Origin of the sequence: Ectothiorhodospira lacustris (assembly GCF_022227785.1) — a bacterium.
In the GTDB taxonomy this organism is placed as follows: domain Bacteria; phylum Pseudomonadota; class Gammaproteobacteria; order Ectothiorhodospirales; family Ectothiorhodospiraceae; genus Ectothiorhodospira; species Ectothiorhodospira lacustris.
Genome location: NZ_JAJNQM010000049.1, coordinates 1 through 25,887 on the forward strand (window position 1 = coordinate 1; position 25,887 = coordinate 25,887).

A 25,887-nucleotide genomic window follows, 5' to 3' on the forward strand; every position below is an offset into this window, starting at 1 on the left:
GTGGTGCCTCCGACATTGCCAGAGGCTCGCGGTCAGGCGGTGGTGCTGCGGGGCTTTCCGGCCCGGCGGGCGATAAGGTTACTCTGACGGAGACTGCCCGCCGCCTGAGTACGCTGGAACAGGATGCCAAGGCACAGCCCGCCGTCGACCAGGAAAAGGTAGCCGCCATCCGCCTGGCCATCCAGGAAGGACGCTATGAGGTCAACGCCGAATCCGTGGCCAATAATATCCTCAAGACCGAAGACCTGTTTTAGCCATGAACATGCGCTCGTTTCCGGAGCAACTGGAACAGATTCTGACCCACTCGGTGCGGGAGGCCTCGTCGCTGGAGCATGCCCTGCAACTGGAAGGGCAGGCCCTGAGCGCAAGGGACCTCGATACCCTCAATCTGGCCATCGCCGAAAAGCAGCGGCAGGTTGAGCGGCTGGAGCAGCTCACCCGGGAGCAGGGCGCCCTGCTCAAACGGGAAGGCTATGAGAACAACGCCCAGGGCATGGCATGCTGTCTACGTGACTGGGATACTGAACGCATTCTGAGCCCGGTCTGGGATCGCTTGGTGGACATCATAGCGAGATGCCGTCAGCTCAATCTCACCAATGGCGGCGTGGTGGAAACCAAGCGCCGGCACGTAGAGCAAGCGCTACACATCCTGCGAGGCGAAGACGCCCGTACTGAACTGTACGGCCCTCGCGGGCGGACCACCTCTTCCGGGGCAAATTCCCGCACCATCACCAAAGCCTGACCCCTCCCCCCCCGGCCGACGCCGATAAATCCTGCATGCACCCGCACTAAAGACTGTTTCTTTCTCAGACTGTGCTAGCCTCAGTATAGGCTCCAGAGAAAGTCATCCGTCTGGAGGTCAAAGAGCGCGGAGAACCCGGCCATGAACCAGCCCACCAATCAGACGCAGACGACCGTGCGTACCCCTCCGCCGGGACACCCGGGTGACCGTATCTTGAGGCAGGAACGCATCAATGCCCTGCTCAGAGATCTGGAGGCCCGCCGCGCCTCCATCAGCATCCGTTTCGGCCAGGATCAGGAATTCTTCCACAGCACCCTGAATCGCATGGACCCATCCCGCGGATGGCTGTTCCTGAGCGAGTTGAGTCCTTATCAGGGTAATTTACGCATGGCGGCCGGGCAGCAGGTCCATGTGTACGCGGTACTCAACGCATCCTGCCTGCACTTCCGTGCGGAAGTCCTTCACTCCGGAGAGCACGATGGCGAAGCCTTCTACGTCGTCTCCATGCCGGCCGAACTGGACAGCGAGCAGAAACGCGCGCATTTCCGTGCCCCGGTGGATGATGCCCTCGGTACGCCTGTGACCCTGGTAGACAGGGACGGGCGTCACTTCAACGGCAACCTCGCGGACATATCGCTGGGGGGACTTCGCGCCGCTTTCCCGATCAAAACCCCTATCCATGCCAGAGACCTGCTGACACTCAGCAAACTCGTCCTCTCCGGCAACGAGCCTATTGAATGCGGCATTCAGATACGCTTTGCGTCCGACGATAGGGAAACCGGTGAAAGACTGATCGGCGGGCGTTTTTATGACCTTTCACAGACGGATGAACAGACGCTGCTGAGGGCCTTGCTGCTCATGGAGCGCGAGAGGGTTCACCAGAATGGAGCCGGCCACAAAGGGCTCTATCCTCCCGGGCAATAGCAGCCGAATAACGGGAGCCTCATGGACTCGGAGGCCGAATCCGGGGAAGGATAAAGCTGAAGGATAGTGGCTCAAGAAAAGGGCGGCCAAGGGGCTGGAGACCGAATCAACCCGCAACCTGCCCTGGGATCAATTCAATTTAGAACGCCTTAAAAAAGGAAGGTAGAGGAGCCTGAAAACTCGTGTGGCGTCGGCCTCTGCAAAGTCACGATGCGCACACTTCCAGAGTCTTTCAAGCTACCTCTACCTGCACTGCTAATACAGCGACTGCCAAGACCTTCTTAGTAGAAGGGTCTCCACAGGAACACCAGGAAGTGCGCAGCAGCAGCGATCACCATGAACACGGTGAAGGTGGTCTTGAACTGCTCGTGGAATTCCTTGGCTTGTTCTTCGCTCAGGCCCGAGATGCTATTGTCATTCATGGTCTATTCTCTCCGTTACTCAGAAGCTTCAACGGCGCTGGCGTCGAAGGTCAGCGGGTTGTAGTTGTCGTTGGCATACACAAAGGCGTGCACGGCCAGAGCCACGACGAGAACAGCCATCAGAATGGGCATCAGCCAGGTGCCGGGGTTAACCACCAGCCACAGCTTCCAATCGTCTCTGGGGTTGCTCGGCTTGCTCGGTCTGTATTCACTCATTGATATTGCCCTCTTGGTTTATAACCTTGACCATCACGGATGGCCAGGATGTTTGCAACCACCGCCAACATAAAACGGTTAAGGTTGTCTCAAAGTGCTCTTAAATCATTCGGTCTTCATGCCCTGTTCTTTACTTTATAAAGCACTTGGACCGAAAGCTCCCTGATCGGGTTTTATATTCTGCAACCCCAGCCGAAGGATAATCAAAGGCGTCGGATACCGTTGCAGCATGGTTGTAAGTCTACGTTGACAGGCCTAAATGTCAAGGCAACCTACCAACCCCGAAAACCCCGTCCACAAGCCCGAAAAAACTCATTATTACCATTTAAAAACATGAAGTTACATAATCGTAAATCTAACTTCCAGAGGGCTGCCGATAACACGGGGCGGGTCTTTTACTGACGCAGATCAGTTTCTCGAAGAAGGGCTGTTCGACGACATCAACGCACCTCTGCCACGCAGTTTTCAGCACGACATGCAAAGCCCCCGGGGATGGTTCTGCAAGCTTCTGGAAGCCTCTCTCAGACTCCATCAGAAGCATGGCCAGGGGAGAACATTGACAGCGCAGAACCGGGGCTTGCACGGCGCACGCATTAAAGCCGGGGAAAACTCACCATTCCTTCGCCTGAAAGCTCAAGCAACCATGCGCATCCATACAAAATTTGGCGACAAAAAAAACGGCCGGCGATAACTCGCCGGCCGTTTTTATAATTACACTGAAGCGCTGATTAAGGAATCAGCGACTCAGGCAGCTTCCTCAGCCTGCACAGCGGTCACATCGCCGCGCAGCGGGTTGTAGCTGTCGTTGGCATACACGAAAGCGTGCACAGCCAGGGCCACCACCAGAACAGCCATCAGGATCGGCATCAGCCAAGTGCCGGGGTTGACCACCAGCCACAGCTTCCAGTCGTCGGAAGGATTGCTCGGCCGCTTTGCTCTGTATTCGCTCATTGGAATCACCCTGTCAATTATTTTCGAACTGAAGCTCAGTCAAAGTCGCACGGGATGACCGTGCAGTGGTGCCGTTCTTAGTAGAACGGTCTCCACACGTAGACGAGGAAGTGAGCAGCAGCGGCAAGCGCCATGAACACGGTGAAGGTGGTCTTGAACTGCTCGTGGAATTCCTTGGCCTGCTCTTCGGTAAGACCGGAAATGCTCTGCACGTATTCGTCGGACATTCAAAGACCCTCCATAGGGTTTGCTGTGACTACTCGAATTCATCGACTCCAGCAGCGGTATTCGCTTCGTTGCCCTGAATTCGGGCTTCAATCCCCTGCCTTGAGTCTGGCTGTAAGTCTACGCTGACACGTTTCCGTGTCAACGGGGGAGAACATACTTTCGAGGCGAATGCGGCACTGCTGTTGACCGGGGTCAAGTTTTTCATCCCGCCCTCCTTCTTCCCCGGCCAAACACCGGGGAAGAAGGGCTTTCAGACGGTCGGGAAGTCAGTCATGCCGAACTTGCCCTGCGGGCCGGCAGCAGGTGGTTCTTCCCTGGCACGCAGCAATGGGATCATCACCACCAGTACAGCCAGCAGCAGGACAATCTCCAGGTAGTACACCGCCAGATATCCGGTGGCCGGCGCGGTCAAGGCCTCTCCCAGCCAGCCACTGCCGGTTATCCAGCCCACAATGTCGCGAATGGCACCGCCCAGGAAGATGGCACCCCCGGCGGCGGTCGCCTGCACCGCGCCCCAGGCACCCACAGCCATGCCGCTCTGCTCATTTTGGGCAAAACCCATCATTGCCAACAGGGTGGACACCGCAAACAGGCCGCCACCAAAACCGATCAGGAAAGCGCCGCAACGAAAGACGATGGTGGAATCCATCGGCACCGCGATCACGACCACGATGAAGGCCAGGACCCCGACACCAGCCCCCGTGGCGGCAATCCGGTAGCAGTTGGCGCCACGGGTCAGCAGTCTTGCCGCCAGGGCAAAGGCAATCAACATACCCGTGGCCCAGGTGGCGGTCAGTGTGGTGGTGGCTGCCACCGACATGCCCAGAATTTCACCACCATAGGGTTCCAGCAGGATGTCCTGCATATTGAATCCGGCGGTTCCCAGGGCGATCACCACCAGCAAGCGACGAATATGGCCGATGCCGCTGAAGGATCGCCAGGCTTCCATGAAGGGGACACTTGGTTCGTGCCGGGCCTTGGCACGCTGCTGATTGATCGCCTCCTGCTTCCACAGGGCCGCCAGGTTCAGCAGGATGGTCAGTACGGCCACCCCCTGCAGCACCTCGATCAGTCGTCCTGGCGTGTAGTCGGTCAGCACGAAACCAAAGATGGAGGACGCAAGCACCATGCCCAGCAACAGCACCACGTACAGCAGGGCCACGACACGAGGACGCTGTTCGGGAGCGGCCAGATCCGTGGCCAGGGCCAGGCCCGCGGTCTGGGTCATGTGCATGCCCGCCCCCACCAGCAGGAAGGCAATGGCAGCCGCCAGCGGGCCGAGAAAGGCCGGCCCGCTACCGTCCGACAGCACCAACAGAGCAAAGGGCATGATGGCCAGACCACTGAACTGCAGCAGCGTCCCCATCCATAGGTAGGGTACCCGCCGCCAGCCGAAGGCGGACCGGTGATTGTCCGATCGATGCCCCATCAGTGCCCGCAAGGGGGCAAACAGCAGGGGCAGCGACACCATCAGGGCCACGATCCAGGCCGAGACCCCCTGCTCCACCACCATGACCCGGTTCAGGGTCCCGGTAAGCAGGACCATGGACATGGCCACGGCCACCTGAAACAGCGCCAGGCGCAACAATCGCGGCAGCGGCAAATCCTTGGTGGCCGCATCGGCAAACGGCAGGATCTTGGTACCGAACCGGCCGAGCAGTCCCATGAAAGCACCGGATACACCCTTGCTCATCGCCAGGACTCCCCGCGGCCGGAATGAACGGATACGTTAGCACTCATCAGTCAAATCCCAGGAAATCGAAGATTTCGCGATCTTTCATCGGCTTGGCCCGCTGGGATTCCACTCCGTCCAGCAGGGATTGCGCCAGGCGCATGTATTCGTCCTGGGCGATCTTGAGCTCATCCTCAGGCGGCATCTCGAACACGGTGGATTTCTTCAGGCGACTGCGGCGGATCACATCCAGCAGGGGGAAATGGGCCAGACGCTGGAGGCCCACGGCCTCGTTGAAGCGGTCGATCTCATCGGTGTTCACACTGCGGTTGGCAATGACACCGCCGATGCGTACCTGATAGTTCTTGGCCTTGGCCTCAATGGCGGCGGCGATGCGGTTCAGGGCAAAAATGGAGTCAAAGTCATTGGCCGTCACGACGAGAGCCTGATGGGCATGCTGCAGTGGCGCGGCAAACCCGCCACAGACCACGTCGCCCAGCACATCGAACACCACCACGTCAGTGTCTTCCAGCAGATGATGCTGTTTGAGTAGCTTCACTGTCTGACCCACCACGTATCCACCGCAGCCGGTACCCGCCGGCGGACCGCCCGCCTCCACGCACAGGACACCGTTGTAGCCTTCAAAGACGAAGTCCTCAGGGCGCAGCTCTTCCTCATGGAAGTTCACTGACTCCAGCACATCGATGACTGTAGGCACCATGCGCTTGGTGAGCGTGAAGGTGGAGTCGTGCTTGGGGTCACACCCAATCTGCAACACCCGTTTGCCAAGCCGGGAAAAGGCGGCCGACAGGTTGGAAGACGTTGTGCTCTTGCCGATGCCGCCCTTGCCGTAGATGGCAAACACGCGCGCCGAACCGATGTCCAGATTAGGGTCCATGGCAACCTGGACACTGCCCTCGCCATCAGGCGGCATGGGGCAGTCGTTATTGCAAGTGGAATTCACGCATTAGCCTCCTCGGAAATGCCTTCGACGCGATCATCTAATAAATTCCGCCGAAGTAACGCGACGTGGAAAACGGGAAAAAAGGGCCTGCCGGCCATCCCGGGCCGGGACCACTACGGCAAAAACCTGCCCCGGGACGGGTTTTGTTCAACCGCCCAGCTTGCGGTGGTACCAGAGGTTTCTGGCCTCGTTGTAGAACAGCCAGATAATCCCTGCATAGACCATGATATCAGCGATATAGAATACCAGGGCGCGACCTTCATCACCGCCGGTCCCCATGAAGCTCTTCATGCCCATGCCCAGGCTCAGACCAGCGAAGAACAGTACCACCGACATGATGCGATGGCGCTGAACCCGATCGGTAAAAGCCAGGTATTCCTGCTCACCACGCAGCCATTCCTCGTCCACTTCCGGCTCCTGCTGCTCCACCGGGGTCCGGGTCTGAGCCTCTGCCGGCTCTTCGGAGGCGGTCTGCTGCCAGGCCTGGGACTCGGTGGACTCCAGGGCGGCGATGGGTGCACCGCAGCCCGGACAGGTAGGTGCCTTGTCCGAGACCTGACGTCCGCATTCAGGACAGTCTATCAATGCCATTTCTGATCCCCTGTAGAATTGATTGCCATGTACTCAGGCCGCCGGGCAAACCGGCTGCGCGTTCAGACCCGAGCCAGATGGCGTAGCCAGCCATAATACTAGGCGATCTGCAACGGGTGAATAGGTACAGGGCCGCAAGTGGCTTTACCGGTGTGACACAGGTCATTGGCAGGGCAATCAGCAGGAGGGGAGCAGGAACCATGAATCAGGACAACAGGGTATCCACCGGACTGAACGGCCTTGATGCCGTTATCGACAGTCTTCGTATCGGCGACAACGTGGTCTGGCGCGTGGACCACATGGATGACTACCGGCGCTTCATCGGCCCCTTTCTGGCTGCAGCCCGGGAACGGCAACGCGCCATCATCTACCTGCGCTTTGGCCGCCATGCCCCCCTCGTGGAACCGGGGCCGGATGTCCACATCGTCCATCTGGATGCCCTATGCGGCTTTGAGGCCTTTACCTGTCATGTCTACCAGTTGATCACCGACCATGGACGCGGCGCCTTTTATGTCTTCGACTGCCTGTCCGACCTGCTCTCGGCCTGGGCCACGGACCTGATGGTGGGCAATTTTTTCCAGGTGGTCTGCCCCTATCTATATGAACTGGACACGGTGGCCTACTTCGGCCTTCTGCGACATCGCCACTCCCATCACACCGTGGCCCGCATCCGGCAGACCACCCAGGTCCTGATCGACGTGCGGCGCACCCCTGAGGAATGCCACATCCAGCCGGTCAAGGTCTGGAAACGCCATTCACCCACCATGTTCCTGCCCCATCGCCAGAAGGGCGATCAGTTTCCCCCGGTGATCGACAGCAGTGACGCCACCCGGGTACAGACTGCCCTGGAACAGGACCACAGCCAGGGGCCGCAACGCCAGTTGGATTACTGGAACGCCCTGTTCCTGGAGGCGGCAGAACAGCTGCGTCGCCCCGATGACGAGGCGGGCCGGACCGCCCAGGTGGAACGCCTGTGCCGGGTCATGCTGGGCCGGGATGAACGCATCCTGGCGATGTCCCGCCGTTATTTCAGTCTGGAGGACCTCATGTCCATCCGTGCCCGCATGATCGGTAGCGGCCATATCGGCGGCAAGGCGGCGGGGATGCTCCTGGCCCGGCAGATCCTGCGTCGGGAAGATCCCAAGACCTGGGAACGGCACCTGGAACCCCATGACTCCTTCTTTCTGGGGACCGACGTCTACTACTCCTTTCTGGTACACAACGGCTGGTGGCCCAGAATCATGCGCCAGCGCACGCCGGACGGTTATTACAGCGAGGGGCAGGCCCTGCACGAGCGGATGCTTCATGGCCGCCTGCCCGATGAGATCCGCGAGGAGTTGGCCAGGATGCTGGACTACTTTGGCCAGTATCCCATCCTCGTGCGCTCCAGCAGTCTACTGGAAGACGGCTTCGGCAACGCCTTTGCAGGCAAGTACGAAAGCGTCTTCTGTGTCAATCAGGGGACTCCTGAGGAACGGCTGGAGCAACTGGAACAGGCCATCTGCCAGGTCTTTGCCAGCGCCATGAGCGAGGATGCCCTCGTCTACCGCAGCCAGCGGGGACTGGCGGACCTGGAAGAACCCATGGCCCTGCTGCTGCAGCGGGTGAATGGCCGCTATCATGGCCGCCACTACCTGCCGGATGCCGCCGGCGTGGGGGTCTCCCGCAATATCTTCGTCTGGGATCGGGACATGGACCCGGCCGCGGGCATGGTACGCCTGGTCATGGGACTGGGCACGCGGGCTGTGGACCGCAACGATGGCGATCACGCCTGCATCATCGCCCTGGATCACCCTCTCAAACGCCCCTTTGCCCATGCGGACGACGGCCGTTTTTTCCAGCACAAGGTGGACACCCTGGATGTACTGGACAACGAACTGGTCAGCCACCCCCTGCGGGATCTGGTCAACGCGGACATGGATCATGTACTGCAGTGGTGCGCAGAGCCGGATCGGGAGGCCAGCGAGCGTTCCAGGGTCCTGGGTGGGCCGCCGGTGTGGCGACTGACCTTTGCGCCACTCCTGCACAGGACGCCTTTCGTACCCATGATGCAGGGGCTGTTGCAGACACTGGAGTCCATATACGCCCATCCGGTGGACGTGGAGTTCACCGTCCACCTGGGCGAGGACGGCACCCCGTCGTTCAATCTGGTTCAGTGCCGCCCCCTGCAGACCCAGGGAGGGAACCGGCAAATCCGGCTCCCCTCTGCCCCCGATGACGCTTCGATCCTGTTCCGCAACCAGGGGCATTTCATGGGCGGCAGCCTGGATCAGCCCATAGCGCGCATCATCCGCGTGGACGGAGGGCGCTACAGTGCCCTGGACACCCGCCGGAAATATACCGTGGCCCGCCTGGTGGGACAGATCAACCGGCGCATGTCGGACCGGGATGATCAGCCTACCCTGCTGATCGGCCCCGGCCGCTGGGGCACCAGCACCCCGGAACTGGGTGTGCCGATCCGTTTTGCCGACATCAGTCGCATGGCGGTGCTGGTGGAAGTCGCCGAACTGGGTGGAGGAGTGATACCGGATCTTTCCTATGGCTCCCACTTCTTTCAGGATCTGGTGGAATCACGGATTGCCTATGTGGCGCTGATGCCCCGGGAAAAGGATACAGACTATAGACCGGAGTGGCTCGATAGCCTTTCACAGGAAACCATCGCTCCCAATCTGGTGGAAGGATTGGACGATTCGGTGCTGGCAGCCGTCACGATTCATGATGTGCGGGGGCTGGATCTCAGACTGATGGCGGATGTGGTCAGCCAGCAGGTTCTTTGCTGTGTCCTCAGACGCAACGGCATCCCCTGAGCTTCTTGAAAGTAAAAAAAAACCGACCCGCGCTGTTCATGGCGCGGGTCGGTCTTGTGCAACAACGGACAGGGTCGGGAAATCAGATCACGCCCATGGCCACCATGGCACCGGCCACCTTCACGAAGCCGGCGATGTTGGCACCCACCACGTAATTGCCGGGCGCGCCGAATTCTTCGGACGTCTGATGGCAGTTACGGTGGATATCCACCATGATTTCACGCAGACGCTCTTCGGTATGCTCGAAGGTCCAGGAGTCACGGCTGGCGTTCTGCTGCATTTCCAGGGCGCTGGTGGCCACACCCCCTGCATTGGCGGCCTTGCCGGGACCGAAGGCAATGCCGGCTTCGGTGAAGAAGCGGATGGCCTCTGGCGTGGAAGGCATGTTGGCACCTTCCGCCACGGCGATGACACCGTTCTTGATCAGGGTCTTGGCATCGGTGCCGTTGAGCTCGTTCTGGGTGGCGCAGGGCAGTGCCACCTGACAGGGCACAGTCCAGATATTGCCGTCTTCCAGGTACTTGGCACTCTTCTTCTCTTCCGCGTAGGCACTGATGCGGCGACGCTCCACTTCCTTGATCTGCTTGACCAGATCCAGATCGATGCCGTCCTTGTCCACGATCACGCCGTTGGAGTCGGAACAGGCGATGACCTTGGCCCCCAGAGACATGGCCTTCTCCATGGCGTAGATGGCCACGTTGCCGGAACCGGAGACCACGCACGTCTTGCCGTCAAAGGAATCGGAACGCACCTTGAGCATCTCTTCGGTAAAGAAGACGGTGCCGTAGCCGGTGGCTTCCTTGCGGGCGCGACTACCGCCCCAGTTCAGGCCCTTGCCGGTGAACACGCCGGACTCATAGCGGTTGGTGATGCGCTTGTACTGACCGAACAGATACCCGATCTCGCGCTGCCCCACACCGATGTCACCAGCCGGTACATCGGTGTATTCGCCCAAATGACGGTACAGTTCGGTCATCATGCTCTGGCAGAAGCGCATGATCTCACCGTCGGAACGACCCTTGGGATCGAAGTCGCTGCCGCCCTTGCCGCCGCCGATGGGCATACCGGTGAGGGCGTTCTTGAAGATCTGCTCAAAGCCCAGGAACTTGATGATGCCCAGGTAGACGGAAGGGTGGAAACGAATGCCACCCTTGTAGGGACCCAGGGCGCTGTTGAACTGAACGCGGAAACCGCGGTTGATCTGGGTGACACCCTTGTCATCCTGCCACGGCACCCGGAAGATGATCTGCCGCTCCGGCTCACAGATCAGCTGGATGATCTTGCGATCGGCAAATTCCGGATACTTGACCAGGACCGGCCCCAGGGATTCCAGCACTTCGCGAACTGCCTGATGGAACTCCGTTTCCCCCGGGTTTCTACGCAAGACTTCCTGATAAATGGGTTCCAGCTTTTCGTCGAGACCTGCCGCCATATTTCATTTCTCCAGCACAGCGAACCCGACCAGGGGACAGAGCACGGTGTGCAATTGGTGTTTGAAAAGGACCGCTCCCGGTCGCCAGGAGCGACCGGGGCACGGGACTAGAAAATCAGCGCTTCAGCGATGAAAATCCCCTGCACTTTCAGGCTGATAAAGGATTTCATCGATACGGACCTTGATGACCCCGCCACCGGGCCTGGGCCACTCGATCTGGTCTCCCACGGACAAACCCAGCAATGCACTGCCCACGGGGGCAAGGATGGACACCCTGTCCGGCTGCCCGGTGCTGTCCTTGGGGTAGACCAACGTCATGCAGAAGGTCTCGCCGGTACCGTCCATGACAAAGCGCACGGTGGAGTTCATGGTCACCACCGTCGGCGGGATCTGTCCCGGATCGACCACCTCGGCACGGTCCAGCTCGGCCTGCAAGGCGGCCTTACCGGGGAAGGCGTTTTCTGAAATCGACGCCAGCAGGCTGTCCAGCCTGTCGAAATCCTGTGAAGACAGGACGATATTGGGTTTGCTATTCACGCTGATGAACTCTGAACATCCCTAGATTAGAGGACGGGGCATTCTAGCCCGAAATCTCGTATTTTTCGCCCCCTCGCCTCAGGGAGTGCCTGAAGCGGGGGCAACCTTCGCTACGTCAATCCGATTACGGCCGCTGGTCTTGGCCCGATACAGGGCCTCATCCGCCCGTTGCAGGGCATGATCCGGCAGGATATCCCGCGATGACAGGCAGGTAATGCCGATACTCACCGTGATGGAAATTTCCAGATCCTCAGTGCGAACAGGGATCCGGGCAATGCGTTTCCTGAGTCGCTCCGCCAGAGCGATGGCGTCCTGGAGATCGGTATCCGGCAGCAGCACGGCAAACTCTTCTCCCCCCATACGACCCGCAAAGTCACTTTTACGCAGACAATATCGAACCAGTGACGCGAAATGCCGGAGAACCGTATCGCCGGTAGAATGGCCATGGGTATCGTTCACATGCTTGAAATGATCCAGGTCCAGCATCATCACCGCGGCCTGGTGATCAGGATTACGGTCCATACGCAGGATTTCATCCTGCATACGATCGAGAAAATGACGCCGATTGGAAAGCCCGGTGAGATGATCAGTGGTCGCCATCTCCCTGAGTTCCTGCTCCATTCGCTTGCGATCCGTAATATCGGAAATGGTCCCGACCATGCGCAGAGGGCTACCCTTCGAATCACGTCGCACCACCAGGCCACGGGCCAGAATCCACCGCCAGCCACCGTCCTTGCCGCGCACACGGTGCTCGGTCTCGTAATGAGGTGAGTTGCCTTCCAGATGTCGATCCAGAAGTTCCCGCGCATGGTGCAGATCATCCGGATGCACACGCCGGAACCAGTCCTTTGCCCGGGAACAGGCAAATTCATGGTCTGCATACCCCAGCATCTCACCACAGCGACGGGACTGAATCAGGGTATCGGCCTGCACGTTCCAGTCAAAAACAGCATCGCCGGCCGCCTCCAGAGCAAAATGCCAGCGCTCCGCACTCTCCTCCAAAGTTTGCAGATTTTGGGTACGCTCAATGGCAATAGCGGCAAGGTTTGCAAATTCGCGCATTGAGCGGATTTCACTTTCAGAGGGGGTATGGATTCGGCGGTGAAACAGATTGAAGCTGCCCAGCACATCCCCTTGCGATGACAGGACAGGGACCGACCAGCAGGAAGCCAACCCCCGCGCCAAGGCCAGGTCCCTGTAATCGGCCCAACGGGGGTCGGACTGGATGTCGGCCGATATGATGACCTGCCGCTTGTTTATCAAGAGAGCCCCCGGCCCCAAAATATCCTTCCCGGATTGTTCTGAAACCGCCTGCTGGAAATCCGCGTCAAGGCTTGGTGCCGCGCCCGGCACCAGCCTGTGCCGCCCTTCATCCACCAGGGTGATGTCGCACAGGACCTCGGGATCCTCAAGTTCCACGCTCCTCGCCAGGGAATCCAGTATCACCGATAGCTCGGCGCCGCCTGCCAGCAGGGAGAGCACCCGGTTCCTGCCCGCCTCGCGCTGCTCGTGTCGTTTGCGGTCCGTAATATCCGTCAGCGCGCCCTCGAAGCGCACCATATTGCCGCGAGGATCATATTCGATACTGCTGTGATCCTCGATCCAGAGGGTCTTGCCGGTGCCGGTGACAATTCGATACTGTTGGCGAAACTGTTTGTGTTTGCGGCGTATATGTCGCCCCATCTCGGCGATCAGGCGCTCACGATCATCAGGGTGGACCAGTTGGATGAACAGTTTCTCACCCGACATCATCTCGGCCGCTGAATAACCCCAGCGCGACACATTGGCAGAGATGTAGTCCACCGGCCACCCGGGCTCCGCCAGCCAGCGGCAGAGTATCACCGCGCTGGACTCCACCACCCTGTTGGCAGCCTTGAGTACCGCCATGGCCTGCAAACGCTCCATCGCTACGGAGAGGTCGTGAACCATCTCCCGCAGTAAGAAAACCGTCTTGGCGGTGAAGGCATGGCTCTCCGTACTGAAAAGATTCAACGTCCCGGTGACCGTGTCTCCGGAAGTAATGGCAAACCCGGCCAGTGAGCGCATCCCCGCCGCAAATGCCTCTGCCGCGCCATGAGCCTCCCCTTCCTCCGGTGAAAGCTCATTAACCACCATGTACGGCACATTGTCCCGTCCACTGTCCTCACCCTTGCGCAGCCATTCAGCCGAACATTTGTGAGGCTCGATATCCCCCACGTCATCACCGCAGAGGGCAAACAGACGTAATTTCCTGTTATCCCCGCCCTCCCAAACCCCTATCCAGGCGGCACTGAACATGCCCTGCTGCACCAGGATGCTGCAGAAGGTGTTAACGAGTGTCTTGCAGTCATGACTACGAACAATGGCCTGATTCACCCGAATCGTCATGTCCTGCAGATGCTGCAGCCGCTTCTGCGCGTACAGATCAGCGCCATCCTGACCGATATCCCGGAGAACGACGAAATAGGCCCAAGGCCTGCCATCATCACGACGCACGGCACGCACGCTCACGGATGCCCGGACGACCTCGCCATCGGCACGAATGAACGCCTTGTCACAGGAAAATCGCTCGCAATCCCCTGTCGCCAAAAGGGAAAAATGCTGCTGATCATTATCATGATCCTTGTTCGGGGAGACCGCTTGCCAGGTCATCCCCAATAGCTGCTCCCGAGAATATCCCAGTATTTCAAGCAGCCGATCATTCACACCGGTCCATTGGCATTCATCCGGGGACAGCGTGGCGAGGGCAAGAAAGTGAAGGCTGTAAAAGCAATCCAGTAACGGACTACCGACCAACTCGGGCACCCGGGCCTCAGGGCGTTCCGCCAGAGTGACGGTGAAGCCTGCCGACGCCTCAGTGGTTTTGCGGGGATCACGGGCTACATGCACATCCGCGTGGAACAAACGGCCCTGCCGGCTCCTGAACAGCAGATCCTCCCCAAGCACACTGCCATCGCGTTCAGCCCGCTCCATGAGCGCTTCCAGCGGGGCGCCCCCTTCGGGAGGAGACAACTGGAAATCCTTCAGTTGGGGCAAGGGCATCCGGCAAGCAGACCCATTCTCTCCCCATAACAGGGTCAGGGCTGACGCGTTACCCCGGAGAATACCCCCACGGCCATCCACCTGCAGTTCGGCAATGGAGGATTCGAGCCACCCCCCCTCGCCCGCGACCGCAGATACGGCTGATTCTCCTGCCTTCCGGGGCGTAAGCCTATCTGTGGGCGGGGACATGCCATGTTCCTCAAGCTTCGCGACCGTGCGGGAAAACGTATTGCCTATCCCACAATAATGTAGCAGAAACCGGGCTGATCACAGTTCGGCCATGAAAGAATCCCGAGGCCGGAAAGATTTTACGAGACGCAGACGCGAAAAAGGCCCCTTAAAGGGGCCTTTTTGCTTTTTACCTTTTACAACATCCCGGCGCTTTAAAGCATCAGGATAGTGCCAGAATTTGGCGTCCCCACGGGGATTCGAACCCCGGTCGCCGCCGTGAAAGGGCGGTGTCCTAGGCCTCTAGACGATGGGGACTAGGAAAAAAAATTATAGCAGAACAGATGAAAATAAGAAACTTTTATTTCACACTGACTGCCTTACATCTAAACTCTTTACTGCTACCCTTCCTGTTTCTGCTCAGTCAGCACCACCGTGACCAACCCGGTGAAAACCGTCAATACGCCCAAGGGCACCAGAGACAGAAAGTACTTTGCAAGCTCGTCGGCCCCGCTAAACATCGAACCGAAACCGACGATCATGCCCACCAGCGTTAGCAGCGCACCGACAACCACCGAGTATCTACCTATTCGATGCATGCCGTATCACTACCCCGCCGGCGGCGGAGACTTGGTGGAGCCAGGCGGGATCGAACCGCCGACCTCTTGCATGCCATGCAAGCGCTCTCCCAGCTGAGCTATGGCCCCGAAAGCTTTATGACCGTTTCGATGCTGCCGTTTCGGTCATGCCCTTCAGAAGCTGCGTACTATACGGATCCTTCAGGATGCCGTCAACAGTTTTTTTAAACTTTTTTCGACGCTATCCATTCCGCAGCTTGCTGAATCCTCGACAGGGTCCGCTCACGCCCGATCAGCGTTAAGGTCTGATCAATGGACGGCGATACGGACCCGCCGGTGACAGCCACGCGAAGCGGCTGGGCAACCTTGCCCAATTTTACCTGTAGCCTTTCTGAAACACCAGTTACGGATTCGTGGACCTGTTCGGGGGTCCACTCTCCCAGGGCGCCCAGCGCGGCGTGCAGGGCCTGAAGTACCGGCAGGGCATCGGGGGTCAGGTTCTTGTGCGCTGCTTTTTCATCGTATACATCGAAGTCTTTGAAGAAGTACACGCTCTGATCGGCCATCTCCACCAGAGTCTTGGCGCGATCACGCAGGACTTCCACCACGTCACGCAGGGGCGGCGGCGTTGAAGGGTCCACGTCACGCTGCCCCATGTGCCAGGACAGCTGCCGGGCCACGTAGTCGGGGGTCTGGGTCTTGATGTAGTGCTGATTCAGCCAGAGGAGTTTTTCCGGATTGATGGCCGAGGCAGAGTGATTCACGTCGGCAATGTCGAACAGCTCGATCAGCTCGTCCAGACTGAAAATTTCCTGATCACCATGGGACCACCCCAGTCGCACCAGGTAGTTGAGCAGCGCCTGGGGCAGATAGCCGTCATCCCGGTACTGCATCACGCTCACCGCACCATGGCGCTTGGACAGCTTGGTGCCGTCAGGGCCGAGAATCATGGGCAGATGGGCATAGCGGGGCGGTTCCACGCCCAGGGCCTTGAGGATGTTGATCTGCCGCGGGGTGTTGTTCAGGTGATCGTCACCGCGGATCACGTGGGTAATCTGCATGTCCCAGTCGTCCACCACCACGGTGAGGTTGTAGGTGGGGGTGCCGTCGGAACGGGCGATGATCAGATCGTCCAGCTCGGTGTTCTGGAAGGTGACGCGACCACGCACCATGTCGTCCACCACGGTGATGCCCTCGGTGGGGTTGCGGAAGCGGATGACCGGACTGACACCCTCCCGGGGTTCGGTGCGCAGGCGACAGCGACCGTCATACCGCGGCTTGGCCTTGATGGCCATCTGCTGATCGCGCATCACATCCAGTTCTTCCTTGGTGCAGTAGCAGTAATAGGCATGGCCGGTATCCAGCAGCTGCTGGATCACTTCCTTGTAGCGGTCAAAACGCTGGGTCTGGTAGAACGGGCCTTCGTCATATTCCAGGCCCAGCCAGTTCATCCCCTCCAGAATCGCATTCACCGATTCGGCGTTGGAGCGCGCCAGATCCGTATCCTCGATGCGCAGGACGAAGTCGCCGCCGTGCTTGCGGGCATACAGCCAGGAGAACAGCGCCGTGCGGGCACCGCCGATATGGAGGTAACCGGTCGGACTGGGAGCGAATCGGGTGCGAACTTTCATGGAGTCACTCAGGCTTACGTGGATTGGAAGCGGCATAGAGTAGCAGAGGACTTGCAGGGGTTCACCCGCCGACGGCTGCCGGGGCATGGATCAGTGCAAGGCCAACACCACGGCAAGCAGCACCCCGACTTCGACCAGCTCGATCAGACCGCCGGCCGTATCACCGGTGGTGCCGCCAAGACGGTGTACCATCCAGACCCGCCCGAGCAGGAAGACCAGGGCCGCGCCCGCCAGGGCCCAGAGTCCGGCCATGCCACCCAGGATGACGACGGCCAGCGCCACCAACGCCGTGACCAGCCATGCCCCCCGTCGCGGCAGATGCCGGGCCAACAGGGTGGCCATGCCGGCGGAACGGACATACTCGGTCATCAGGAACAGGGGCAAAATCGCGGCGCGTCCCAGCAGGGGCGCCAGGATCAGGGCCATCCAGCCACCCGGCAGTGCCAACAACTCGAACACGGCGGCGAATTTCACCAGCACCAACAGGACCAGGGCCGTGACGCCGGCGGGGCCGCAACGGGGGTCCTTCATGATCTCCAGGGTCCGTTCCCGGTCCCCCAGGCCACCGATCCAGGCATCCGCGGTATCCGCCAGACCGTCCATGTGCAAAAGCCCGGTCAGCAGGACCCAGGCCGTGACGATCAGCGCCGCCGCCAGAACGCCCTCCCCCAGCACCCAGGCCAGCGCGGCTAGGGCCAACCCCATGAGCAGGCCCACCGTGGGATAGTGCAGCATGGAACGCCCCACTTCTTCGTCGGTGGGCGAGTTCCAGCTTACGGGAAAGCGGGTCAGAAAACGCAGCGCTACCAGGAAAGGTTTCATGCCCTCGCCTCTTGGGCCGTTGATGATCCGTGGTTGTTACCCAGGGCACTGACCCGGCTGAACCGCCCCGCCCCGCCGGCTGGCGTGATGCGATAGAGACAGGCGTGGGGCACCTCCAGGCGCAGCAGATCCGACAGGGGGCGCTGCTGCACATGAAGCAGGATCAGACGGATCACCCCACCATGGGTCACCAGCAACACCCGCTCTCCCATCGGATTTGTACACACCCGGTGCCAGGCCGCCAGCACCCGATCCCGGAAATCGACCAACGGTTCGGCCCCCGGGGGGATATGGTTGAGCGGATCCGCCCAGAAACGGCCCAGGGCATCCGGGTCCGTCTCCATCAGTTCCGCCGCCGTGCGCCCTTCCCAGGCGCCGAAATGCATCTCCCGCAACTCCGGGTCCAGGCTTAGGGGGACAGAACCGCCCTCGGCCCAATCCCGGGCCGGGATCGCACAGCGCCGCAGGGGCGAGGCGATGATATGGTCCCAGGGACCATGGCGGTCAAACCCCGCCTGCATGTGGGCGCGCCCCTCTGGAGTAAGGTCATCATCCAGACTGCCACGGAAGGCAAAGCCCCCCGTGGTCTGGCCGTGGCGCATGAGATCGATATGCACGGATGGCAATGACACCTTCAGTGCGCCTCCGTCACTTGCGCCTCGGCGAAGGTGGCCATGTGGCAGTGGATATCACAGGCCAGACGCAGCAGAGGCACCGCGGTGGCCGCACCACTGGCCTCGCCCAGGCGCATGCCCAGATCCAGGATCGGATCCGCAGCCAGCGCCTCCAGGATCAGGCGGTGGCCTGGCTCGGCGGAGGTATGGGCAAACAGCATCCAGTCCCTGGCCCCGGGGCAGATGCGTACCGTGGCAAGGGCCGCGGCGGAGCTGATGAACCCATCCACCAGGATGGGCATGCCCATCTGCGCGCAGGCCAGGTAAGCACCGCTCATGGCGGCGATCTCGAAGCCCCCGACCCGGCGCAGGCATTCCACCGGATCCGACAGATTCTCCCCGCCGTGCAGATTCAGGGCACGACGCAACACCTCGATCTTGTGCCGGACACCGTCCTGGTTGAGCCCGGTCCCAGGCCCCGCCAACACATCCGGGTCACGGCCCAGCAGGCCACAGGCCACGGCTGCGGCCGCCGTGGTGTTGCCGATGCCCATTTCCCCGGCCAGGTAGAGCTGAGCACCGGCCAGGCGCGCCCGTTCGGCGCTGTGGCGACCGGCATTCATCGCCTTCGCCAGTTGGTGGGCATCCATGGCAGGCCCCTCGACGAAATTGGCGGTACCCGGCCCAAGACGCACGTCCAGCACATCGGACATGGGCTCCAGTTCCACCACCGTGCCCAGGTTGATTACTTCCAGTTTCGCACCGATGGAGCGTGCCAGGACGCTAATCCCGGCCCCACCGCGGGCAAAGTTCCTGACCATTTCGGCGGTGACGGACTGAGGAAAACGGGAGATGCCTTCCGCTGCCACACCATGATCACCGGCAAAAATCCCCACATGGACCTGGTCCACCCGCGGCTTGTCGGTACTCTGCATGCCCGCCAGCCGGGTAGCCAGGGTTTCCAGGCGCCCCAGGGAACCCAGGGGCTTGGTGAGCTGGGTCTGTCGGTGTTCAGCCTCGCGGCGAGCGGTTTCGTTGATCTCCGCGGCGGGGACCTGCAACCAGGGGGTTTCGTGGTTCAAAGGGATTCTCCTTTCAATAGATGTGGCAAGCCGGCCACGGTGAGAATGACGCGATCCGCACGGGCGGCGACTGCCTGATGCAGGCGCCCGGCATCATCGCAGAAACGACGGGTCAGTTCTCCCAGAGGCACGATGCCCATGCTGGTTTCATTGCTGACCATGATGACGCGGCCGGGAAGACGAGGCAGGACCGCCAGAAAGTCCTCCTGTTCCCGGGCACAGGTCTGTTCGTCCTCATCCCATAAGAGATGAGTCAGCCAAAGGGTAAGACAGTCCACCAGCAGGCAATGCCCGGGACGGGCGTGGCGGGCCAGAATCGCCGCCAAGTCGGGCCCGGCCTCCACCAGTGCCCAGTCCGGCGGACGTCGCTCCCGATGGTGTCGGATACGCTGCTGCATTTCCTCGTCTTCACCGGGACGGGCGGTGGCCACATAGGTCACCGGCAGACTGCTTGCCAAAGCCAAACGCTCGGCCAGGGCGCTCTTGCCGGACCGGACACCGCCCAGGATCAGTTCTTTCATGGGTCAAACCTCTGCCATTCGTACCTTTCATCCTCCCCCTGGGGAGAGGGGATTATCATCATCGCAGTCCGAGCAGTGCCTCGATCCGCCCCATGTCCAGGTGGGTTTCCACCGCATCTGCCAGGGCCTCGAAACCCGCCTCCCGAGCCAACGCCAGGTCCTGTCCCACGGGGGTATCCAGACCGGCCCATTGCAGCAGCCCGGCCGCGGCGCTGCCCAGATCAAACAGACCATGCACATAAGTGCCCAGGATCCGACCATCTGCGGACAACGCCCCCTCCGGCCCCGACATCAGGCGCAGTGCGGGACGGTCCAGACAGGTGCCGGTAGTCACGCCGGCGTGGATTTCATACCCGGCCACCGCCGCGCCATCGAACACGGTACCCCGTACCCGGCGAAGCTGTTTCTTCGAGGCCAGGGTCGTTTCCAGGTCCAACAGATCCAGCCCGACACTGCTGCCGGCCGGACCTTCCAGACCCGACGGGTCATGAATCGCCCGCCCCAGCATCTGGAAACCGCCACAGATCCCGATCAGTTTGCCCCCATAGCGCAGATGGCGCCGGATACCCGCCTCCCAGCCCTGCTCCCGCAACCAGGCCAGATCCGCGCGCACCGCCTTGGAACCAGGCAGGATGACCAGGTCGGCACCGGGCCAGGGCTGGCCCGGCCGCACCCATTGCAGGTTGACCCGGGGATGCAGTCGCAACGGGTCCAGATCCGTGTGATTGCTGATCCGCGGCAGGACCGGCACCACCACCCGCAACGGGCCTTCCACGTCGGCATGGGAAGGCGGATCGGGCAGGGCATCCTCCGCCTCCAGATACAGTCCCTGCAGATAGGGCAACACCCCCAGCACCGGCTTGCCGGTTTCTCTTTCCAGCCATTCCAGCCCCGGCACCAGCAGAGACAGATCGCCCCGGAAACGATTGATCACAAAACCCATGACCCGCGACCGCTCGCTGTCGGACAATAGCGCCAGGGTCCCCACCAAGTGGGCGAATACCCCGCCTCGGTCGATATCCGCCACCAGGATCACCGGGCAGTCCACCGCTTCGGCAAACCCCATGTTGGCGATATCCCCGGCCCGCAGATTGATCTCGGCGGGCGAACCGGCCCCCTCCACCAGCACCACCGGATACTGTCGGGCCAGACGCTCATGAGCTGCCAGCACCGATGCCATCAATGTCCCCTTGAGGGACTGATAGGCCCCGGCATCGATCAGGGACAGGGCCTTGCCGTTGAGGATGACCTGGGCCCCCTGGTCCGAACAGGGCTTGAGCAATACCGGATTCATGTCCGTATGCGGCGCCAGACCGCAGGCGGCCGCCTGCACGGCCTGGGCACGGCCGATCTCACCCCCCTCCGGCGTCACCGCACTGTTCAGGGCCATGTTCTGGGGCTTGAAGGGTGCCACGGAGATACCGCGCCGGGCCAGAGAGCGGCCCAAGGCCGTCACCAGAGTGCTCTTACCGGCATCCGAGGTGGTGCCCTGGATCATCAGGGTGCCCCGGATCACGTGTCATTGTCTCCCCGCAGTCGGGCCAGTGCATCCTCCAGGCGCTGCCATTGGGCCTCATCGGCCGGCAGGCCAAAGCGCAGGCTCATGGGATCGGTAAACAACCGTGTGAGGATGGCTTCCCGGCGCAACCCTTGATGGATCTGCCGGGCGTGGGGGGTACGCACCCACTGGAACAGTCCGGTCCCGCCGTCAGGCACCAGCCCGTGCTTGCTCAGACAGGCCTGCAGACGCAGTTCGGAGACGAACAGCAAGGTCCGGGTCCGACGCTGCCAGTCCCGGTCTTCCAACGCCCGGGTAGCCACCCAGCGCGAGGGACCGCTCAGACACCAAGGGCCCAGGCGAGCGGACAGGCGGGCCAGCAGCGGCGCTTCCGCCAGGACGAACCCCACCCGTGCCCCGGCCAGACCGAAGAACTTGCCCAGGGAACGCAGGACCACCAGGCCGGGCCGGGGGCAGAGCGGGGCCAGACTCAGGTCCGGGGCGGCGTCCATGAAGGCTTCGTCCACCACCAGCCAGCCGCCCCGGACCGCCAGGGAGGCCAGCCAGGACTGCAACCGGGACGGCTCAAAGGTATCGCCGGTAGGATTGTTGGGATGGACCAGCAGCAGCACATCCAGGCCGTCCAGACGAGATTCGATCTCGTCCACGGCCAGCGGGATCACCTGGTGTCCCGTCAGACGCCAGGCATGGGCATGCTCGGCATAGCTGGGATGCAGCATCCCTACCCGTCGCCCCGGCGGCAGCAGCCCCGGCAGGGCCTGGATTGCCGCCTGGGAGCCGGCCACCGGCAACAGGGCATCCGTGCCGTAATAGGCGGCGGCGGCCTGCTCCAGCCCATCTTCGTCCTCCGGTAGACGAGACCAGACCGACGCCGGAATCGGATCAGGCACCGGCCAGCTCGCCGGATTGATGCCGGTAGACAGATCCAGCCAGCGGCTCAGCGGGATACCCTCTTCCCGCGCCGCCTGACGCAGGCGGCCGCCGTGGGGCAGTGTCACCGGAGTGGTCATATTCATTACGAAAAGCCCGTGATGGGGAGAAGATGGCCGGTCAGTATCAGTAACATGAGGCACGCCAGCCAGATCCACATCCCCCGCCGGATGAGATCCAGTGCCCGCCGAATGTCCTCGGGCCGGGCCGCCTGCCCCGCACCCAGTTCCGGACGCGGTTCCAGCCGGCCGTGGTAGACCGCCGCCCCGCCCAACCGTATACCCAGCGCCCCGGCACCGGTGGCCATCACCGGACCGGCATTGGGGCTTTTCCAGACCCGTCCCTGCCGTCGCCAGCAGTCAAGGCCGGCCCGGGTGCGCCCCGCCAGGGCGTAGGCCAGGGCGGTCAGGCGTGCCGGGACCCAGTTCATCACATCGTCCAGCCGGGCCGCCGCCCAGCCAAAGCGGCCATAGCGGTCATTGCGATACCCCCACATGGCATCCAGGGTGTTCACCAGCCGGTAGGCCACCACCCCGGGTGCCCCGGCCACCAAAAACCAGAACACCGGGGCAAAGAGGGCGTCGTTGCCGTTTTCCAGTACGGATTCCAGTGTGGCCTTGCTGATGTCCTGCGCGTCCAGGGTTCGGGTATCCCGGCTGACCAGAAAGGCGACCCGCTCGCGGGCCTGTTCCAGACGCCCCTGGGTCAGGGCATCCGCGATCCCCCGTCCGTGTTCGCCGAGGCTGCGCCAGCCGATGGCCAGATAGAGCAGGACCAGTTCGGCCACCCAGCCCCAGGGCGGCAGGGACACCAGCAGGGCCAGCAGCACGAACGGGGTCACCAGCACCGCCACCAGCCAGACGCCCCGGCGCCGGTCATCCCGATGAAAACGGCGCTCGGCGACATCCACCAGGGCACCGAAACCCACCAGGGGGTGCCAGCGGGAGGGCTCGCCCAGGAGCCGGTCCAGCAGCAGCGCGGACAGCAGCACTGTCAGGGTCAACATGGCCGGTGTCCGCCCAGCAGGTGACCGATCGCCACCGGGTTGGAGGGAAAATACAGATGGACATAGCTGGCCGTGATGGGACCGAGGCGATACACCGGCTCCGCCGTGGCGCGCCCGTTGGGACTGCGGGCGTGGGTCAGGGGCTCGATCCCCGCCGTCATGGCGGAATGGTGGAAGGTATGTCCCCGCAACGTGCCTTCCGGCAACACCACTTCCTGAGGCCCAAGCCCGGCCAGCCGGCCCTGCATCCGCGCCTCCCCCGGCAGCAGACCGGCCATGTCCGCCCCCTGCCCCGCCACATCCGACAATCGCTCCAGCAGATACAACATGCCCCCGCACTCGGCCAGGATCGGCCGCCCGGCGCTGGCATGGGAAAGCAGATCCTGTTTCAACCGCTCATTGGCCGCCAGCGCGGACAGATGCAGTTCCGGATAGCCCCCGGGCAGATAGACCCCGTCGGCCTCGGGCAACCTTTCCCCCGCCACCGGCGAGAAAAAGCACAGCTCTGCGCCCAGCTGGGCAAGCACCTCCAGATTGGCCGGATAGATAAAGGCAAAAGCCGCATCTCGGGCCACCGCGATGCGCCGTCCCGCCAGCAGCCTGGGAGGCGGGTTCCGGTCCACCGGCGCGAAGGACAGCGGGGGCGGCAATCCGCCCGCCGTCCACACCAGACGGCCGGCGGCAGCCTCCAGGCGCTGATCCAGATCCTGGATTTCCTCGGCCTGGACCAGCCCTAGATGCCGGCTGGGCAGGGCCGCGTCCGGCGCCTTGGGCAGATAGCCCAGGGCCACCAGCCCCGGCGGCAGGTCTTCCAGCAGCATCCGATAGTGGCCCTCGCCGCTCACCCGATTGGCAAAGACCCCGGCAAACGGCACGTCGGGCCGGAAGGTGGACAACCCGTGGGCGATGGCCCCGAAGGTCTGGGCCATGGCGGCACCGCTGATGGAGGCCAGCACGGGAATCCCCAGGGTCCGGGCGATATCCGCCGTGGAAGGACGACCGTCAAACAGACCCATCACCCCTTCCACCAGGATCAGGTCCGCCTCCCCCGCCGCCTCAAAAAGACGCTGGCGGGCGTCGGCCTCGCCGGTCATCCACATGTCGATGGAGTGGACCGGATGACCGGACGCCTGCCGGTGAATCATCGGATCGAGGAAATCCGGCCCGCCCTTGAACACCCGCACCCGGCGCCCCTGGTTGCGGTGGTACCGGGCCAGGGCGGCGGTGACCGTGGTCTTGCCCTGTCCGGACGACGGGGCCGTGATCAGGAGGGCTGGGCAGTGGCGAGTGTTCATGGTCGAAGAGCCGGATCAGGGGGCGGCGGAGGTCACCGTTGCTGGTAGTTTAACGTGACGAAGAAGGCGCGGCCGGGCTGGTTGAAGCCCTGTATCGTTTCGTAGTCCTTGTCCAGCGCATTCTGGATCTTGCCACTCAAACGCCATTCGGGAGTAATTCGGTAAGACGCTCTCAGGTCCAACAATGCGAAGCCACCCAGCCTATCTTGGTTGTCTACATCATCATAGCGTGAACCTTCGGCCATGAACGTCGAGCCTATCGAATAAGCATTCCAGTGTCTATCCAGATCCAACCGCAAGCTACTATCTGGCCGACGATTTAGTTTTTTGCCAGTATTGCGGTCCTCGTGCTGCAGGTGCGTCACCGCGGCCGCAGCAGTCCATAAATTGTTACGCAGCATAAGGTTGACTTCAACGCCTCGAATTCTGGCATCATTGATATTCTCCGGGCGTCGGTCAATCCCACCCGCATTCACGATAAGATCATCGACCTGAGTCTCGAAGAGCGCAGCATCCAGATAAAGCATCCCACTCTCGAAGGTGATACCAAGCTCGTACGTCTCTGAGACTTCAGGACGCAAGTCTGGATTACCCACATAGCTACCGGGAAAGCCAAATTGTGAGAAATCCACAAAGGGCGTATACAGCTCATTAAATGTGGCTGCTTTAAATGCCGTGCCATAGGCAGCATAAAAGTCCCAATCCTGATTTAGCCGGACTCCCCAAGCAATCTGACCTGTTGTTTCACGCCCAAACGCCTCGTTATCATCCCGCCTCAAGCTTAAAGCGAGATCATGCCTATCCAGATTGGTTTGCCATTGCCCGTAAATTCCAACATTATCCCTGCTGCGTTCTAGATAATCATCCGATACATTGACTCTGTCATTTTGATAATCTGCCCCCAGAGTCAACAAATGGCGCTCCCCAATGCTTAAATCGTTTTGCCAATCCAGCAGATTCCTCTCGGTATTAAACTTGGATCTTATTCCACCGAACCTCTCGGATTCATCGATACTATAGGCAACCTTCAGGGTACTTAACCACTGCTCAGTCAAGTTCCCGCGGATACCGATACTCGAAGCATGATGCGTAAATTCATACCAGTCCTTTTGCGTGGCATCGAACTCGCTTTCCCCCTCCGAATGGAGCAAGGTTCCGAAAACCTCCGCCCCTCCAGCCAACTCATGAGACAACCTGACAGAGGCTGAAGTATT

Annotated in this window: 25 protein-coding genes and 2 tRNA genes; 4 read left to right on the top strand and 23 right to left on the bottom strand. The window is 61.2% G+C overall.

Features of this window, described 5'->3' with window-relative positions; genetic code table 11:
- From flgM to LQ952_RS10370, 3 genes are all read left to right on the top strand, one after another.
- The coding region (gene flgM, locus LQ952_RS10360; protein WP_238622578.1) for a flagellar biosynthesis anti-sigma factor FlgM at positions 1–254 on the top strand (254 nt) is incomplete at its 5' end.
- A gap of 2 nt (positions 255–256) precedes the next feature.
- Positions 257–742: a flagella synthesis protein FlgN gene (locus LQ952_RS10365; RefSeq protein WP_238622579.1), complete on the top strand. Its 486-nt coding sequence runs from the start codon at positions 257–259 to the stop codon at positions 740–742.
- Positions 743–883: 141 nt separating this feature from the next.
- Entirely contained in the window at positions 884–1,666 is a 783-nt protein-coding gene (locus LQ952_RS10370) for a flagellar brake protein (protein WP_238622580.1), read from the top strand.
- A gap of 281 nt (positions 1,667–1,947) precedes the next feature.
- Here LQ952_RS10370 and pufB (LQ952_RS10375) read toward each other — a convergent pair whose 3' ends face one another.
- The 7 genes from pufB (LQ952_RS10375) to LQ952_RS10405 form a co-directional block, all read right to left on the bottom strand.
- Positions 1,948–2,088: a light-harvesting antenna LH1, beta subunit gene (pufB, locus tag LQ952_RS10375; RefSeq protein ID WP_238622581.1), complete on the bottom strand. Its 141-nt coding sequence runs from the start codon at positions 2,086–2,088 to the stop codon at positions 1,948–1,950.
- A gap of 15 nt (positions 2,089–2,103) precedes the next feature.
- Complete coding sequence (gene pufA, locus LQ952_RS10380) at positions 2,104–2,304, bottom strand: light-harvesting antenna LH1, alpha subunit (RefSeq protein ID WP_238622582.1); 201 nt, start codon at positions 2,302–2,304, stop codon at positions 2,104–2,106.
- A 744-nt stretch (positions 2,305–3,048) separates the two neighbouring features.
- Positions 3,049–3,255: a light-harvesting antenna LH1, alpha subunit gene (gene pufA, locus LQ952_RS10385; protein WP_238622583.1), complete on the bottom strand. Its 207-nt coding sequence runs from the start codon at positions 3,253–3,255 to the stop codon at positions 3,049–3,051.
- A 77-nt stretch (positions 3,256–3,332) separates the two neighbouring features.
- Complete coding sequence (gene pufB, locus LQ952_RS10390; protein ID WP_008931732.1) at positions 3,333–3,482, bottom strand: light-harvesting antenna LH1, beta subunit; 150 nt, start codon at positions 3,480–3,482, stop codon at positions 3,333–3,335.
- Between the two features lie 251 nt (positions 3,483–3,733).
- The gene (locus tag LQ952_RS10395; RefSeq protein WP_238622584.1) at positions 3,734–5,176 is read right to left on the bottom strand and encodes a BCD family MFS transporter; all 1,443 of its coding nucleotides are present in this window, start codon (positions 5,174–5,176) and stop codon (positions 3,734–3,736) included.
- Between the two features lie 46 nt (positions 5,177–5,222).
- The gene (gene bchL, locus LQ952_RS10400) at positions 5,223–6,089 is read right to left on the bottom strand and encodes a ferredoxin:protochlorophyllide reductase (ATP-dependent) iron-sulfur ATP-binding protein (protein ID WP_238622599.1); all 867 of its coding nucleotides are present in this window, start codon (positions 6,087–6,089) and stop codon (positions 5,223–5,225) included.
- A gap of 177 nt (positions 6,090–6,266) precedes the next feature.
- Positions 6,267–6,710, bottom strand: coding sequence for a zinc-ribbon domain-containing protein (locus LQ952_RS10405; protein ID WP_238622585.1), 444 nt, complete (start codon positions 6,708–6,710; stop codon positions 6,267–6,269).
- Positions 6,711–6,910: 200 nt separating this feature from the next.
- Here LQ952_RS10405 and LQ952_RS10410 point away from each other — a divergent pair, with 200 nt between their 5' ends.
- The gene (locus tag LQ952_RS10410) at positions 6,911–9,517 is read left to right on the top strand and encodes a PEP/pyruvate-binding domain-containing protein (protein WP_238622586.1); all 2,607 of its coding nucleotides are present in this window, start codon (positions 6,911–6,913) and stop codon (positions 9,515–9,517) included.
- Between the two features lie 82 nt (positions 9,518–9,599).
- Here LQ952_RS10410 and gdhA read toward each other — a convergent pair whose 3' ends face one another.
- The 16 genes from gdhA to LQ952_RS10490 all read right to left on the bottom strand — a co-directional run.
- On the bottom strand, positions 9,600–10,949 hold the full coding sequence (gdhA, locus tag LQ952_RS10415; protein ID WP_238622587.1) for an NADP-specific glutamate dehydrogenase: 1,350 nt from the start codon (positions 10,947–10,949) through the stop codon (positions 9,600–9,602).
- Positions 10,950–11,072: 123 nt separating this feature from the next.
- On the bottom strand, positions 11,073–11,486 hold the full coding sequence (rnk, locus tag LQ952_RS10420) for a nucleoside diphosphate kinase regulator (protein WP_238622588.1): 414 nt from the start codon (positions 11,484–11,486) through the stop codon (positions 11,073–11,075).
- A 78-nt stretch (positions 11,487–11,564) separates the two neighbouring features.
- The gene (locus LQ952_RS10425; protein WP_238622589.1) at positions 11,565–14,501 is read right to left on the bottom strand and encodes a diguanylate cyclase; all 2,937 of its coding nucleotides are present in this window, start codon (positions 14,499–14,501) and stop codon (positions 11,565–11,567) included.
- 416 nt (positions 14,502–14,917) lie between these two features.
- Positions 14,918–14,993 (bottom strand) — tRNA-Glu (locus tag LQ952_RS10430).
- 83 nt (positions 14,994–15,076) lie between these two features.
- The gene (locus tag LQ952_RS10435; RefSeq protein ID WP_238622590.1) at positions 15,077–15,274 is read right to left on the bottom strand and encodes a hypothetical protein; all 198 of its coding nucleotides are present in this window, start codon (positions 15,272–15,274) and stop codon (positions 15,077–15,079) included.
- A gap of 32 nt (positions 15,275–15,306) precedes the next feature.
- Positions 15,307–15,382: transfer RNA gene (locus tag LQ952_RS10440), tRNA-Ala, on the bottom strand.
- A 95-nt stretch (positions 15,383–15,477) separates the two neighbouring features.
- Positions 15,478–16,884: a glutamate--tRNA ligase gene (gene gltX / locus LQ952_RS10445; protein WP_238622591.1), complete on the bottom strand. Its 1,407-nt coding sequence runs from the start codon at positions 16,882–16,884 to the stop codon at positions 15,478–15,480.
- Between the two features lie 90 nt (positions 16,885–16,974).
- Entirely contained in the window at positions 16,975–17,706 is a 732-nt protein-coding gene (locus LQ952_RS10450) for an adenosylcobinamide-GDP ribazoletransferase (protein WP_238622592.1), read from the bottom strand.
- Positions 17,703–18,308, bottom strand: a complete 606-nt coding sequence (locus LQ952_RS10455; RefSeq protein WP_238622600.1) for a histidine phosphatase family protein — start codon at positions 18,306–18,308, stop codon at positions 17,703–17,705. The genes LQ952_RS10450 and LQ952_RS10455 overlap by 4 nt, the downstream gene beginning before the upstream one ends.
- Positions 18,309–18,340: 32 nt before the next feature.
- Positions 18,341–19,402, bottom strand: a complete 1,062-nt coding sequence (gene cobT, locus LQ952_RS10460) for a nicotinate-nucleotide--dimethylbenzimidazole phosphoribosyltransferase (protein WP_238622593.1) — start codon at positions 19,400–19,402, stop codon at positions 18,341–18,343.
- The gene (gene cobU, locus LQ952_RS10465; protein WP_238622594.1) at positions 19,399–19,923 is read right to left on the bottom strand and encodes a bifunctional adenosylcobinamide kinase/adenosylcobinamide-phosphate guanylyltransferase; all 525 of its coding nucleotides are present in this window, start codon (positions 19,921–19,923) and stop codon (positions 19,399–19,401) included. The genes cobT and cobU overlap by 4 nt, the downstream gene beginning before the upstream one ends.
- A 58-nt stretch (positions 19,924–19,981) precedes the next feature.
- Positions 19,982–21,421: a cobyric acid synthase gene (locus LQ952_RS10470; RefSeq protein ID WP_255722495.1), complete on the bottom strand. Its 1,440-nt coding sequence runs from the start codon at positions 21,419–21,421 to the stop codon at positions 19,982–19,984.
- Positions 21,422–21,435: 14 nt separating this feature from the next.
- Positions 21,436–22,452 carry a threonine-phosphate decarboxylase CobD gene (cobD, locus tag LQ952_RS10475; RefSeq protein ID WP_238622601.1) on the bottom strand — a complete coding sequence of 339 codons (1,017 nt, stop codon included), beginning with the start codon at positions 22,450–22,452 and terminating at the stop codon, positions 21,436–21,438.
- Positions 22,453–22,457: 5 nt separating this feature from the next.
- Entirely contained in the window at positions 22,458–23,378 is a 921-nt protein-coding gene (cbiB, locus tag LQ952_RS10480; protein ID WP_238622596.1) for an adenosylcobinamide-phosphate synthase CbiB, read from the bottom strand.
- Positions 23,372–24,673, bottom strand: coding sequence for a cobyrinic acid a,c-diamide synthase CobB (locus LQ952_RS10485; protein WP_238622597.1), 1,302 nt, complete (start codon positions 24,671–24,673; stop codon positions 23,372–23,374). Before LQ952_RS10485 ends, cbiB begins: the two co-directional genes overlap by 7 nt.
- 32 nt (positions 24,674–24,705) lie before the next feature.
- Positions 24,706–25,887: TonB-dependent receptor domain-containing protein (locus LQ952_RS10490; RefSeq protein ID WP_238622598.1), on the bottom strand; the 1,182-nt coding region annotated here is incomplete at its 5' end.

Bases quoted from the DNA above. Each gene is read 5' to 3' on its own strand.
- LQ952_RS10365 (WP_238622579.1), top strand. From the start codon at position 257: ATGAACATGCGCTCGTTTCCGGAGCAACTGGAACAGATTCTGACCCAC.
- LQ952_RS10370 (WP_238622580.1), top strand. From the start codon at position 884: ATGAACCAGCCCACCAATCAGACGCAGACGACCGTGCGTACCCCTCCG.
- pufB (WP_238622581.1), bottom strand. From the start codon at position 2,088: ATGAATGACAATAGCATCTCGGGCCTGAGCGAAGAACAAGCCAAGGAA.
- pufA (WP_238622582.1), bottom strand. From the start codon at position 2,304: ATGAGTGAATACAGACCGAGCAAGCCGAGCAACCCCAGAGACGATTGG.
- pufA (WP_238622583.1), bottom strand. From the start codon at position 3,255: ATGAGCGAATACAGAGCAAAGCGGCCGAGCAATCCTTCCGACGACTGG.
- pufB (WP_008931732.1), bottom strand. From the start codon at position 3,482: ATGTCCGACGAATACGTGCAGAGCATTTCCGGTCTTACCGAAGAGCAG.
- LQ952_RS10395 (WP_238622584.1), bottom strand. From the start codon at position 5,176: ATGAGCAAGGGTGTATCCGGTGCTTTCATGGGACTGCTCGGCCGGTTC.
- bchL (WP_238622599.1), bottom strand. From the start codon at position 6,089: ATGCCGCCTGATGGCGAGGGCAGTGTCCAGGTTGCCATGGACCCTAAT.
- LQ952_RS10405 (WP_238622585.1), bottom strand. From the start codon at position 6,710: ATGGCATTGATAGACTGTCCTGAATGCGGACGTCAGGTCTCGGACAAG.
- LQ952_RS10410 (WP_238622586.1), top strand. From the start codon at position 6,911: ATGAATCAGGACAACAGGGTATCCACCGGACTGAACGGCCTTGATGCC.
- gdhA (WP_238622587.1), bottom strand. From the start codon at position 10,949: ATGGCGGCAGGTCTCGACGAAAAGCTGGAACCCATTTATCAGGAAGTC.
- LQ952_RS10435 (WP_238622590.1), bottom strand. From the start codon at position 15,274: ATGCATCGAATAGGTAGATACTCGGTGGTTGTCGGTGCGCTGCTAACG.
- gltX (WP_238622591.1), bottom strand. From the start codon at position 16,884: ATGAAAGTTCGCACCCGATTCGCTCCCAGTCCGACCGGTTACCTCCAT.
- LQ952_RS10450 (WP_238622592.1), bottom strand. From the start codon at position 17,706: ATGAAACCTTTCCTGGTAGCGCTGCGTTTTCTGACCCGCTTTCCCGTA.
- LQ952_RS10455 (WP_238622600.1), bottom strand. From the start codon at position 18,308: ATGCGCCACGGCCAGACCACGGGGGGCTTTGCCTTCCGTGGCAGTCTG.
- cobU (WP_238622594.1), bottom strand. From the start codon at position 19,923: ATGAAAGAACTGATCCTGGGCGGTGTCCGGTCCGGCAAGAGCGCCCTG.
- LQ952_RS10470 (WP_255722495.1), bottom strand. From the start codon at position 21,421: ATGATCCAGGGCACCACCTCGGATGCCGGTAAGAGCACTCTGGTGACG.
- cobD (WP_238622601.1), bottom strand. From the start codon at position 22,452: ATGACCACTCCGGTGACACTGCCCCACGGCGGCCGCCTGCGTCAGGCG.
- cbiB (WP_238622596.1), bottom strand. From the start codon at position 23,378: ATGTTGACCCTGACAGTGCTGCTGTCCGCGCTGCTGCTGGACCGGCTC.
- LQ952_RS10485 (WP_238622597.1), bottom strand. From the start codon at position 24,673: ATGAACACTCGCCACTGCCCAGCCCTCCTGATCACGGCCCCGTCGTCC.